Source organism: Micromonospora sp. NPDC003944, from assembly GCF_053605225.1.
The window spans coordinates 51850-64625 of the sequence record NZ_JBSGIV010000023.1 but is presented as its reverse complement, the minus strand read 5'-3'; the positions used below and the strand labels follow the sequence as shown (position 1 = coordinate 64625).

At 72.2% G+C, this 12776-nt stretch carries 10 protein-coding genes; 7 read left to right on the top strand and 3 right to left on the bottom strand.

Translation table 11 applies throughout. From position 1 onward, the window contains the following. Positions 1-25: 25 nt before the first annotated feature. Positions 26-2179: a transcription termination factor Rho gene (gene rho, locus ACWER9_RS14170; RefSeq protein WP_452302237.1), complete on the top strand. Its 2154-nt coding sequence runs from the start codon at positions 26-28 to the stop codon at positions 2177-2179. Between the two features lie 73 nt (positions 2180-2252). On the opposite strand, the gene ACWER9_RS14165 is transcribed toward rho, so the two are convergent. Next, on the bottom strand, positions 2253-3149 hold the full coding sequence (locus ACWER9_RS14165; protein ID WP_452302236.1) for a phosphatase domain-containing protein: 897 nt from the start codon (positions 3147-3149) through the stop codon (positions 2253-2255). A gap of 278 nt (positions 3150-3427) precedes the next feature. Between ACWER9_RS14165 and rpmE the strand changes: the two genes are divergently transcribed. Further along, on the top strand, positions 3428-3652 hold the full coding sequence (gene rpmE / locus ACWER9_RS14160) for a 50S ribosomal protein L31 (protein ID WP_130404116.1): 225 nt from the start codon (positions 3428-3430) through the stop codon (positions 3650-3652). 132 nt (positions 3653-3784) lie between these two features. After that, positions 3785-4873: a peptide chain release factor 1 gene (gene prfA / locus ACWER9_RS14155; protein WP_452302235.1), complete on the top strand. Its 1089-nt coding sequence runs from the start codon at positions 3785-3787 to the stop codon at positions 4871-4873. 122 nt (positions 4874-4995) lie between these two features. On the opposite strand, the gene ACWER9_RS14150 is transcribed toward prfA, so the two are convergent. Further along, complete coding sequence (locus ACWER9_RS14150; RefSeq protein ID WP_452302234.1) at positions 4996-6540, bottom strand: diguanylate cyclase domain-containing protein; 1545 nt, start codon at positions 6538-6540, stop codon at positions 4996-4998. Positions 6541-6613: 73 nt separating this feature from the next. On the opposite strand from ACWER9_RS14150, the gene prmC reads away from it, so the two are divergent. The 4 genes from prmC to ACWER9_RS14130 all read left to right on the top strand — a co-directional run bounded on the left by prmC (position 6614) and on the right by ACWER9_RS14130 (position 11038). Beyond that, entirely contained in the window at positions 6614-7561 is a 948-nt protein-coding gene (gene prmC, locus ACWER9_RS14145) for a peptide chain release factor N(5)-glutamine methyltransferase (protein ID WP_452302233.1), read from the top strand. Then, a complete protein-coding gene (locus tag ACWER9_RS14140) occupies positions 7561-8208 on the top strand; it encodes an L-threonylcarbamoyladenylate synthase (protein ID WP_091406475.1) in 648 nt (215 codons plus the stop codon). Before prmC ends, ACWER9_RS14140 begins: the two co-directional genes overlap by 1 nt. Beyond that, on the top strand, positions 8209-8820 hold the full coding sequence (locus ACWER9_RS14135; protein ID WP_452302232.1) for an arsenate reductase/protein-tyrosine-phosphatase family protein: 612 nt from the start codon (positions 8209-8211) through the stop codon (positions 8818-8820). It abuts the gene before it with no gap. Between the two features lie 106 nt (positions 8821-8926). Then, positions 8927-11038, top strand: coding sequence for a transglycosylase domain-containing protein (locus ACWER9_RS14130; RefSeq protein ID WP_452302231.1), 2112 nt, complete (start codon positions 8927-8929; stop codon positions 11036-11038). Between the two features lie 271 nt (positions 11039-11309). On the opposite strand, the gene ACWER9_RS14125 is transcribed toward ACWER9_RS14130, so the two are convergent. Next, on the bottom strand, positions 11310-12773 hold the full coding sequence (locus ACWER9_RS14125; RefSeq protein ID WP_452302230.1) for an SDR family oxidoreductase: 1464 nt from the start codon (positions 12771-12773) through the stop codon (positions 11310-11312). Positions 12774-12776 lie beyond the last annotated feature (3 nt).

Below are 12776 nucleotides of genomic sequence, written 5' to 3'. Positions count from 1 at the left end.
CGGCCTTATCGAGGGAAGGATTCCATTGAGCGACACCACCGACGTGACGTCGGATGTTTCCAACGTCGCTGGCGATGCCACCGCCGCCGCTCCCGCCCGTCGTCGGCGTAGCGGCACCGGTCTGTCGGCGATGCTGCTGCCAGAGCTGCAGAGCCTGGCTGCGTCGCTCGGCATCTCCGGCACGGCTCGCATGCGCAAGGGCGAGCTGATCGCCGCGATCTCCGAGCGGCAGGGCGGCAACGCCGCCGGGACCCCTCGACCACGGGCCGAGGTCGCGGCCGCGGCCGCCCCGACCCGTGAGGGGGTGCGCGCCGAGGTGCGGGAGACCGCCGACCGGCCGGCAGCCGAAGGGCGCGGTGCCGAGCAGGCGCCAGCCGAGCCGGCTGCCGAGACCGAGGGCCGTAGCCGTACCCGGCGGAGCCGGACCGCGACGGCGGAGGCCCGCGCGACCGAGGCGCGTCCCGCTGAGGCGCGTGCGACCGAGACGCGTGCGACCGAGACGCGTGCGACCGAGACGCGTGCCGACGAGGCGGAGACCGGCGAGCGGGCCGACCGTGGCGAGAACCGCCGCGACCGGGCCGAGCGTGCGGAGCGTTCCGACCGGGCCGAGCGTGCGGACCGTGGCGAGCGTGCCGACCGGGGCGAGCGTGCCGACCGGGGCGAGCGTGCCGACCGGGGCGAGCGTGCCGACCGTGGCGAGCGCGCGGACCGTGGCGAGCGTGCCGATCGGGGCGACCGCAACGACCGGGGCGACCGCAACGACCGGAGCGAGCGTGCCGACCGGGGCGACCGCAACGACCGGGGCGAGCGTGCCGACCGCGGTGAGCGGGCCGAGCGCAACGACCGACCGGACCGCAACGACCGCAACGACCGCAACGACCGTGGTCAGCGTGCCGAGCGGGACAGCGACGACGACGACGAGGGTGGCGGCCGGCGCGGCCGGCGCAGCCGTTTCCGGGACCGTCGCCGCGGGCGCGGCGAGCGCGCCGAGGGCGGCGCCGAGACCGGCGGCCGTGAGCCGCAGGTCAGCGAGGACGACGTGCTCGTCCCGGTGGCCGGCATCATCGACGTGCTCGACAACTACGCCTTCGTACGGACGACCGGCTACCTGGCCGGCCCGAACGACGTGTACGTCTCGATGTCCCAGATCAAGAAGTACGGCCTGCGCCGCGGTGACGCGATCACCGGTGCGGTGCGGGCGGCCCGCGAGGGTGGCAACAGCGGTGACCAGCGGCGCGACAAGTACAACCCGCTGATGCGGCTGGACACCATCAACGGGATGGAGCCGGAGGAGGCGCGGCGTCGTCCGGAGTTCTACAAGCTCACTCCGCTCTATCCGCAGGAGCGCCTGCGGTTGGAGACCGAGCCGCACATCCTGACCACCCGGGTCATCGACCTGGTCATGCCGATCGGCAAGGGCCAGCGGGCACTCATCCAGTCGCCGCCCAAGGCCGGTAAGACGATGGTGCTGCAGGCGATCGCGAACGCGATCACCCGCAACAACCCGGAGTGCCACCTGATGGTGGTGCTTGTCGACGAGCGGCCTGAAGAGGTCACCGACATGCAGCGGTCGATCAAGGGCGAGGTCATCGCGGCCACGTTCGACCGTCCGCCGCAGGACCACACCACGGTGGCCGAGCTGGCCATCGAGCGGGCCAAGCGCCTGGTCGAGCTTGGACACGACGTTGTCGTGCTGCTCGACTCGGTGACCCGGCTCGGTCGGTCGTACAACCTGGCGGCGCCGGCCAGCGGCCGGATCATGTCGGGTGGTATCGACTCCACCGCGCTCTACCCGCCGAAGCGCTTCCTCGGCGCGGCCCGCAACATCGAGAACGGCGGGTCGCTGACGATCATCGCCACGGCGCTTGTGGAGACCGGGTCCATGGCGGACACGGTCATCTTCGAGGAGTTCAAGGGCACCGGCAACGCCGAGTTGAAGCTGGACCGGAAGATCGCCGACAAGCGGACCTTCCCGGCCATCGACATCAACCCGTCCGGTACGCGGAAGGAAGAGGTCCTGCTCGCACCGGAGGAGCTGGCCATCATCCACAAGCTCCGGAAGGTCCTGCACTCGCTGGACTCGCAGGCCGCGATGGATCTCCTGCTGGACCGGCTCAAGCAGTCCCGCACGAACATCGAGTTCCTGATGCAGATCGCGAAGTCGACGCCGGGGGAGTAACCATCCCCGGGTGACGACGAAGGGGCACGGCCGCGACGGTCGTGCCCCTTCGCCATGCCGGTGCCCCGAAGCCTCAGAAGTCGCCGTCGGCCACCTGGAAGACGGTGAGGCCGAGGGCTCGCCACATCTGGACCACCTGGACGCGGTCGTCGAAGACGCCGACCACCCGGTAGCGGTCCCGGATCTCCCGGTCGTAGATCTCCCGCTTGACGATCGAGTCCTTCCGGGAGTCGCCGACGGCGCGCATGTGCAGACCCAGGTAGGGCACCCGTACGTGCCGGGCCAGCCAGGCCTCGGTGGCGGCGCGGGCCGACGCGTCCCGCCCCGAGCAGAAGACCACCCCGTACCCGGCGCCGTGCATTGCCCGGACCGCCGCGATCACCGCCGCGTTCGGCTGGTCCTGGCCCACCCGGGTCATGTCGTACGGGCTGCGGGAGACGGCAAGCGCGACGGTGCCGTCGATGTCCACCAGGACGATCTCCGATGGCTCGGTCGACGGCGGGTGCACCGCGGCGGGGCCTCCGGTGCGGGCCGTCGGCACCGGCAACGGCAGTGTCCGCCCCTGCAGGTACCGCTCGTGCAGCCGGCGGATCGGGTCCGCGCCGACCTGCTCGTCGGTCGGTCGGGCGGCGTCGCGGCGCAGGCACTCCTCAAGTGGCACGTCGGTGAAGTCGTGCAGCTCGAAATCCGCGCCGTGGCGGGCGGCCAGGTCGACCCAGCCCCGCAGGGTCCGCGCACGCAGGTTGGTGTCGTCCACGCAGACGTCGGCACGGGCCCGCAACAACGCCTCGACCTGAGCCTGTTGTACGGCGGTCACCTGTGCCTCGGCCCACTGGGTGAAGAGCCGCTCGCCGTGCAGCATCCGGCGCAGGTCGTCCCGGTTGACCCGCGAGACGGACGGCTGGAGGGTTCGGGCGAAGGTCGTCTTGCCCGACGCGGGAAGCCCTCGGGTGGCGATCAGGCGGGTCATCGGCGGCACACCTCCGGCTCGACGCGCGTACCCCGGTCGGGGTACCTGGCGGTGGGCCGCCGGGTGCGCGAATGCCCGGTCGGTGGGAGGGAATGCGGACGGGTAGGCACGTGTTGACGATGCCGGACGAGGTGTGCGGCCCGATTACCGGGTCGGCTCAGGCCCATGGCACACTGGTCAATCGGCCACCGGTTCCGGTTCACGCCCGAGCCCGTCGCGTACGGCGCGACGAGCGGTGACGGCGACCCGGCGACCACCAACGAGAGGACCGAGGCGAGATGAAGGCAAACATCCACCCGGAGTACGTGACCACCGAGGTCACCTGTTCCTGTGGCAACACGTTCACGACCCGCAGCACCGCCAAGGGCGGGGCGATCCACGCCGAGACCTGCAGCGCCTGCCACCCGTTCTACACCGGTAAGCAGCGCGTTCTCGACACCGCCGGCCGGGTCGCGAAGTTCCAGCAGAAGTACGCCAAGGTTCAGGCCAAGAAGGCCAAGTAACTCTTCGTTCGGCGCCCGCGTCCGGTTTTCCACCGGACGCGGGCGCCGTCCGCGTTTCACTCCGTTTCCACCCGGCCGCTGGCCTCCCGGCCCGGCCCGGTCGTCGCGCACCGTCGAAGGAGCATCCGCAGCATGAGCAGCGAGCGTCTGGCCGGCCTTCTCGACGAGTACGCGGAGCTGGAGAAGCGGTTGGCCGATCCGGCCATCCACGCCGACCAGGCCACCGCGCGCAGGGTCGGCCGCCGGTACGCGGAGCTGGTGCCGCTGCACAAGGCCGCCGACGAGTTGGAGCAGGCCCGCGCCGATCTGGCCGCGGCCCGCGAGCTGGCCGCCGAGGACCCGTCCTTCGCGGCTGAGGCGGAGTCCATCGCCGGGTCCCTGCCGGTGCTGGAGGAGCGCCTCGCCGAACTGCTCATCCCGCGCGACCCGCACGACGCCAAGGACGTGATCGTCGAGATCAAGGCCGGTGAGGGTGGCGAGGAGTCCGCGCTGTTCGCCGGTGACCTGCTGCGGATGTATACCCGGTACGCCGAGCGGCACGGCTGGGTCACCGAGGTGATCGACGCACAGGACTCCGACCTCGGCGGGGTCAAGGACGTCTCCCTGGCGATCAAGACCAAGGGCGTTCCGGACGGCGGCAACGGCGTCTGGTCGCGGCTCAAGTGGGAGGGTGGCGTGCACCGGGTGCAGCGCGTCCCGGTGACCGAGTCGCAGGGCCGGATCCACACCAGCGCCGCCGGGGTGCTGGTGCTGCCGGAGGCCGAGGACGTCGACGTCACGATCGACCAGAACGAACTGCGCATCGACGTGTTCCGCTCGTCCGGCCCGGGCGGTCAGTCAGTCAACACCACCGACTCGGCGGTGCGGATCACCCACCTGCCGACCGGCATCGTCGTCTCCTGCCAGAACGAGAAGTCCCAGTTGCAGAACCGGGAGCAGGCGATGCGGATCCTGCGGGCCCGACTGCTCGCCGCCGCGCAGGAGCAGGCCGACGCCGCCGCCTCGGACGCGCGCAAGGCCCAGGTGCGCACCGTGGACCGTTCGGAGCGGATCCGCACCTACAACTTCCCGCAGAACCGGATCACCGACCACCGGATCGGCTACACCGCGTACAACCTGGATCTGGCGCTCGGCGGCGAGTTGGACGGGGTGCTGGACGCGCTCACCGAGGCCGACCGCGCCGCCCGGCTCGCCGGCGACACCGAGCTGACCCGCCGCTGACCCGCCGCTGACCCGCGAGCCCAGCGCTGCCCTGGTCGATCATGGAGTTGTGGTGGGCAGATTGTCGCGTCGTGAGCCTTTTGTCAGGCACCACAAGTCCTTGATCGACGCCGGCGGGGCGATCAGCTCGCGCGCGGGCGGGTCTTGGCGCGGAGCATCTCGCGGTCGGCCTGCTCGAACGCGACGCTGAGCGCGTCGCGCAGCCCGCTGCCACCGGAGACCTCGGCGAAGCCGATGCTCACCCCGACCGGGGTGCCCGGCACCAACGACTCCCAGTCCTCCAGGCGGACTGCCGCCTCGATCCGGCGGGCCACCTCGGCGGCCTCGCTCATGCCGGTGTCCGGCAGCACCACCACGAACTCGTCACCGCCGTAGCGGGCCACGAAGTCGCCCCGGCGCATCACCCGGTTGATCACACCGGCGATGCGTTGCAGCACCAGGTCGCCCGAGTGGTGCCCGTGCCGGGTGTTGACCGCCTTGAAGCCGTCCAGGTCGCAGACGCCGATCACCACCCGTTCGCCGCGGGTGACCACGGCGGTGATGTACCGCTCCAGCCGGCGACGGTTGGGCAGGCCGGTGAGCGGGTCGGTCAATGCCTCGCCCTCGAAGCGCGCCGCCTCGCGGCGCATCTCCTCGTGGTCGATGCGCGCGGCGATGCCGTCGATGTAGACGTCACGCAGCCGGTCGTTGCGCTGCGCGGCGAGTCGGAACGCCAGCCGGTCGGCCCGGTGCGCCGCCAGGTGGTCCCCGGCGCGGGTCAGCGCGATGCTGCGCAGCCGGGCCGGCTCGGCCGCCCCGAGCGTCTCGTTGGACACCTGGACGGTGTCCAGCCGGGCGACCGCCTCGATCGGCCGGCCGTCGGCGACGGCGAGGCACACCTGCCCGAGTTGACGCAGGTCGCGGGCGCGGGCGCTGTCCCCACCGTGGCTGATCAACCGGGTCGGCTCGGGGCCTTCGGTCGCCACCTGATCGCCGAGCGCGGCCTGTCGGGCCGCCGCGTAGCCGTACGCGGCGAGGCTGCTCGGGCGTAGGTTGCCGGCCCGTCCGGCGCGCACGAAGCGGACCAGATCGGCGGACACGTCCCGAAGCACCCGCAGGCACCCGTCGCTGTCACCGTTGTGGTCCAGGGCCACGGCGTTGCGCAGCCGGATTCCCGGCGCGGCGAACGTCTCCTCGGGGATCCCGGCGGTCAGCCCGAGCTGCCGGGCCCGCTCGATGGCGCCCAGGGCGTACCCGTGGAAGCTGAGGTAGCTGTAGGCCATGGCCAGGTCGTGCCAGCCCCAGGCGGTGTCCCGGTCCGGGTCGGCGACGGCGCCAAGCGCCCGGGCCGCTCGGACGAGGTGCATGACGCAGCGGTCGAGTGCGCCCTGGTGATGTGCGGCGAGCGCGGCGAGCGCGTTGAGGTGACCGTGCAGGTAGGGCTCGGCGAGGTCGCGGACCGCCGCAGACGCCTCTTCGATCGCCCGGGTGAACTCCGCGGTCCGACCGAGATTGATCAGCGCGGAGAGGCGTTGCACCATGGCGTCCGCCCGCGCCGCCGGGTCCGTGGTGGTGCGGATCACACGCTCCAGCAGGACGTACGACTCTGCGGAACGACTGGCCTCCTGCAACGCCCGGGCGTGCGTGAGGGCGTCAACCTGGTCATCGACCCGGTCGAGCCAGCCCACCAGTCAACCTCCTGTCGTGCGCGCTTGGGCGCACCTGTTCGTCACGTCGCCCGCGACGCTTCATGATTATGTCGTGAGTACTTTGCCGCAACACCCCCCCGAAGGGACAGGCCCCATCCGGCCGTCCGCCGCGGTGGCCCGGGCGGCCCGCGCGCTCGCCGCCGCCGGGGTCGGCTCCGCGCGGGTGGAGGCAGAGGTGCTTGCGGCGTACGTGCTGGGGGTTCCCCGGGGTCGGTTGGCTCTCGCCGACGCCCTCGGTGACGACCAGGTGGCGCGGCTCGACGAGTTGACGCGTCGCCGCGTCGCGCGTGAGCCGTTGCAGCACCTGACCGGTCGGGCCGGGTTCCGGCACCTGGAGGTGTCGGTCGGCCCGGGTGTCTTCGTACCCCGGCCGGAGACCGAGCTGTTGGCCGGTTGGGGAGTCGAGCAGGCCCAGGGCCGGCCCGACCCGGTGGTGGTGGACCTGTGCAGCGGCTCCGGCGCGATCGCCCTGGCGGTCGCCCAGGAGCTGCCGGAGGCGCGGGTGATCGCGGTGGAGCGGTCCCCGGCGGCGCTGGTCTGGCTGCGGCGCAACGCGGCCGAGCGGGCGGCTGCGGGGGACCGGCCGATCGAGGTGGTCCAGGCCGACGTGACCGCGCCGGACCTGCTGGCGGAGTTGGTGGGCCGGGTGGACGTGCTGCTCTGCAACCCGCCGTACGTGCCGGACGACGTGGTGGTCCCGCCGGAGGTGGCCGGGCACGACCCGGCGGAGGCGGTCTTCGGCGGTGCCGACGGCCTGGTGGTGATCCGACCGGTCGTCGCCCGTGCGGCCGTGCTGTTGCGCCCGGGGGGCGTGGTCGGCGTCGAGCACGACGACACCCACGGTGCTGCGGTGCCCGGCCTGCTCACCGGGGACGGCGGCTTCACCGCTGTCGCGGAGCATCTGGACCTCACCGGGCGCCCCCGCTACGCGACCGCGTCCCGACGGGCGGACGGCCAGCACGCCCCGATCGAGGCGGCGTGGCAGACTGACTCCTCGTGATGCTCTACGACTGCCGATCGCCCGCCGATCGGGACCGCGGCATCGCTGCGGCGATCGAGGCGGTCAAGAACGGCGAGCTGGTCGTTCTCCCGACGGACACGGTGTATGGGATCGGCGCTGACGCGTTCACCCCGTACGCGGTGAAGGCGCTGCTCGATGCCAAGGGCCGGGGCCGGCAGATGCCGCCTCCGGTGCTGATCGGCTCGCGGCACACCCTGGACGGGCTGGTCTTCTCGCTGCCCACCGCCGCACGGGATCTGGTGGAGGCGTTCTGGCCGGGTGCGCTGACGATCGTGGTCGAGCACTCGCCGAGCCTGCAGTGGGACCTGGGCGACAAGACCGGCACGGTGGCGGTGCGGATGCCGCTGCACCCGGTGGCCCTGGAGGTGCTGCGCGAGACCGGCCCGATGGCGGTCTCGTCGGCGAACAAGACCGGCCAGCCGGCCGCGGTCACCGCCGATGAGGCGCGTGACCAGCTCAGCTACTCGGTGCGGGCCTATCTGGAGGCCGGGCCCTGCCCGGACCCGGTGCCCAGCACGATCGTGGATCTGACCGGTGAGGTGCCGCAGCTGCTGCGGGCCGGGGCGATCCCACTGGAGAAGCTGCGCGACGTTGTTCCGGATCTCGTCGACGGCCGGGCGGTCTGAGTGCCCCCGTTCACGGTTCTGCACGTCTGCATGGGCAACACCTGCCGCTCGCCGATGGCGGAACGGCTGCTCGCCCTCGCGGTGCGGGAGCGGCTGACCCGGCGTACGGAGGACCCGGCCCAGGCCGAGGAGCTGGTGCACAGCCACAGCGCCGGCACGGGCGGCTGGCACGCGGGCGAGGAGATGAACCCGCCGGCGGCGCGGCAGGTCACCGGCCGTGGTGGGGACGTGGAGGGGTTCGCCGCGCGCAAGCTGCGCTCGGACCACATCGACGCCGCCGACCTGGTCCTGACCGCCACCGCCGACCAGCAGGAGTACGTGGTGGCGCTTCGTCCGGACGCGGCGGCCCGCACGTTCGTGCTCGGCGAGTTCGGCCGGCTGCTCGCCGCGGTGGACGCTGCCGCGCTGCCGCCCGGTGACGCCACCCCGGAGGCCGTGTACGCCCGGGGGGTGGCCCTGGTGGCGGCGGCTCACGACGCGCGGCTGGGCACCTCGGCGCTGCCCACCGATGATCTGGACGACCCCTGGGGTCGTGGCGACCAGTGCTTCAGCCGGGTCGCCGACGAGATCGAGGAGACGGTCCACCCGCTGGCCGGCGCGCTGCTGCCCTGAGCGCGGTGCGAGTTTCCTCCGGGTTTGGGGAAAACCCAGGGCTAAAGGGGCGTTCCGGGTCATTCTGAACGGGTCCTAGCGTGACCGGCTCCTGCGGGGAGAGCTGATGATCCGGGCCCAACTCGAGAAACTGCTCACCGTGGTGATCGCCGGAGTGCTGGCCGGGCTGGTGCTGGCCGCCGCCGCCCTGCCCGCGGCCCTGGTCTTCGGGATCGGCTTCAGCGCCCTGTCGACGCCGTACTCGGAGCTGCCGAACACACTCCGTACGCCGCCCACCGCGCAGCGCTCCAACCTCTACGCCAACGACGGCACCACCCTGATCACCTCCTTCTACCAGGAGGACCGGGTGGACGTGCCGCTGCGCGAGGTGGCCCCGGTGATGCGCCGCGCGATCGTGGCTGCCGAGGACGTCCGGTTCTACCAGCACAGCGGGGTCGACCTGCGCGGCGTGGTGCGCGCGTTCACCGTCAACAAGCGCGACGGCCACACCCGGCAGGGCGCCTCCACGCTGACCATGCAGTACGTCCGCAACGTGCTCAGCAACGACCCTCGACTGACCGAGGCGCAGCGGGACGCCGCCACCGAACTCACCACCGTCCGCAAGCTCCAGGAGATGCGGTACGCCCTGGCCTTGGAGCGGGAACTCGACAAGGACGAGATCCTGACGCGCTACCTCAACATCGCCTACTTCGGTGCCGGGGCGTACGGCATCGCGGCGGCCAGCAAGCGGTACTTCTCCCGGTCGCCGGCCGAGTTGACCCTGGCCCAGGCGGCACTGCTCGCCGGCCTGGTGCGTTCGCCGGACAGCGACGACCCGATCAACGGTGACGCCGACAGCGCGGTGGCCCGGCGGTCGTACGTGTTGGAGCGGCTTGTGGAGTCCGGGCAGGTGCCGGCGGACGCGGCGGCGGCGGCGCGCGCCGAACCCCTGCAACTGCGGCCCAGCGAGACCCCGAACGACTGCACCGGCGTGCCCGACGCGCACAACGACTGGGGCTTCTTCTGCGACTGGTTCACCCGCTGGTGGAGCGGTCAGTCAGCGTTCGGGGCGACCGCCGACGAGCGGCAGCGCGCGCTGCGCCGGGGTGGCTTCTCCATCGTGTCGTCGCTCGACCCGGGGGTGCAGCGGGCCACCACCGAGCAGGTGTTGCGGATCTACCCCAAGAACACGGCCGAGGCGGTGCCCACCGCGGTGGTGCAACCGGGCACCGGGCGGGTGCTTGCGATGTCGGTGAACCGCGCCTACAGCGTGGCGGACAACCCGGTCGGGCAGAAGAACCGTCCGAACACCGTCAACCAGTTGGTCGCCGGCGGCGGCGCCATCGAGGGTTACCAGGGCGGCTCCACGTTCAAGCTCTTCACCCTGCTGGCCGCGCTGGAGTCCGGCCTGCCGCTCTCCACCGACTTCGTGGCACCGACCCAGTTGCTCACCCGCTTCCCGGTGACCGGGCAGGCGAGCTGCGACGGACGGTGGTGCCCGGCGAACGCCAGCCCGTCGTCGATGGACGGCCCCCGCACCATGTGGAGCGCGTTCGGCCGCTCGGTGAACACGTACTTCGCCTGGCTCACCGAGAAGGTCGGCGCCGACCGGGTGGTCGAGATGGCCGAGCGGCTCGGCATCGTCCTACGGGCCGAGTCCGACGCCAAGCTGGCCCGCTACGGGGCGAAGGACTGGGGCCCCTTCACGCTCGGCGTTGCGGCCACCACCCCGCTGGACCTCGCCACCGCGTACGCCACGGTGGCGGCCGAGGGGACCTGGTGCGCGCCGCTGCCGGTGGTCTCGATCACCGACTCGGGGGGCCGACCTGTCGACGCCGCCAAGCCGGACTGCCGACAGGTGCTCGACGCCGACGTGGCGCGGGCGGCCACCGACGCGGCCCGCTGCCCGGTCGGCGACCAGTCCATGTACGGGCGCTGCGACGGTGCCACCGCCCCCGGGCTGCGGGCGAAGCTCGGCCGTCCGGTGGCGGGCAAGACGGGCAGCTCGGAGCGGTACGAGACGGAGACGGTGGTGGCGTTCACCCCGCAGCTGGCGGTCGCCTCGATGGCCGCGAACCCGGACGATCCCCGGGACGCGGTCGGTCAGGCGGTGCAGGCGCAGATGGTGAACGCGGTCGGCGAGGTGCTCGCGTTCGCCCTACGCGACCAACCGGTCCGCGACTTCGTCCCGCCAAGCGAACGAACAGCCTTCCAACCCCAACCCCAAGCAGGCAACTAACCCCCTCCCGACGCTGCCCCGCCCGCCCCTCGGCCCCGCCGATCTTGCACTTACTGTCGGGATAAATAGTGCAGAAGTCGACTAAACGGCAACACAAAGTGCAAGATCGGCGAGGGAGGTGGGGGGTGCCGCGCGGACCTCGTCGATCAAGGAGTTGTGGTGGGTGATTTGTCCTTGGAAACCCCTTTTGTGGGGCACCACAACTCCATGATCGGCGCGGGCAGGGCAGGGCAGGGCAGGGGCAGGGCATCGGCGTGGGCGGGGCGGGTTGTTAGTGGGGGTGTTGGGCGTTGCGGGCTATGTTGCGGGCCATTCCGCCGAAGACCACCGCGTGGAAGGGTGCCACCGACCCCCAGTAGGCGTGCCCGGCCAGGCCGCGCGGCAGGAAGACCGCGCGCTGCTGGTAACGGCTGCGGCCGCCGTCGGTCGGGAGGACCCGCATCTCCAGCCAGGCCCGGCCGGGCAGTCGCATCTCGGCGCGTAGTCGCAGCAACTCACCCGGGACGATCTCTTCGACGCGCCAGAAGTCCAGCGCCTCACCGACCTGGAGTCGGTGCGGGTCGCGTCGACCCCGTCGTAGCCCGACCCCGCCGACCAGCCGGTCCAACCAGCCGCGGATGGACCAGGCCAGCGGGAACGAGTACCAGCCGTGTTCGCCGCCGACGCCTTCGACGACCCGCCAGAGCGCTGCGGGTGGGGCGTCGACCGTTCGCTCCCGCACATCGGTGTAGACGGTGCCGCCGGACCAGTCCGGGTCGCTGGGCAGCGGCTCGGCGGGAGCGTCCGGGCCGCTCGCGGTGGACCAGCGGGTCTCCACCTGCGCGTCGCGCACCTTGGCCAGTGCCAGCGCCACCGCCTCGTCGAAGCCGGTCAGCCCGCCGGGCGGGTCCGGGACGTAGCGGGCGATGTCGTGTTCGTGGGCGACCGCTTCGTGGATCAGGCTCTCCACGAGAGGACGGGCGATCTTGTTCGGCACCGGGGTGATCAGGCCGACCCAGTGCGAGGAGAGCGACGGGGTGAGCGGGCGGACCGGCACGATGATCCGTCGCCGCAGCCCGGCCACCCGCGCGTAGCGCTGCATCATCTCGAGGAAGGTCAGCACGTCCGGCCCGCCGACGTCGAAGCCCCGGTTGACCTCGGCCGGCAGGTGGGCGCAACCGGCCAGGTAGTGCAGGACGTCGCGGACCGCGATCGGCTGGATCCGGTTGCGGACCCAACGCGGTGTGATCATGGCGGGCAAGCGCTCGGTCAGGTACCGCAGCATCTCGAACGACGCCGAGCCGGACCCGATGATCACCGCGGCGCGGAGCACCGCCGTGGGCACCTCGCTGGCCAGCAGGATCCGGCCCACCTCGGCGCGGGACCGGAGGTGCGGGGAGGGGACCTCGGCGTCGGACGCCGGCTCCGGCCCGCCCAGGTAGACGATCCGACGTACGCCGGCCGCGCGGGCCGCCGCCGCGAAGTTGGTCGCCGCCGCCCGGTCGGCCGCCTCGAAGTCGGACCGGCCCAGCGAGTGGACCATGAAGTACGCGACGTCCACGTCGGCGAACGCGTCGGCAAGCGTCTCCGGTCGGCTCAGATCCCCCTCGACGATCTCGGCCGCCGAGGCCCACGGCACGTCACGCAGCCGTACCGCCTTGCGGGCGAGGCAGCGCACGGTGTGCCCGTCAGCGAGCAGCAGCGGCGTCAGCCGCCCGCCGATGTAGCCGGTCGCTCCGGTGACGAGGCATCTCACAGG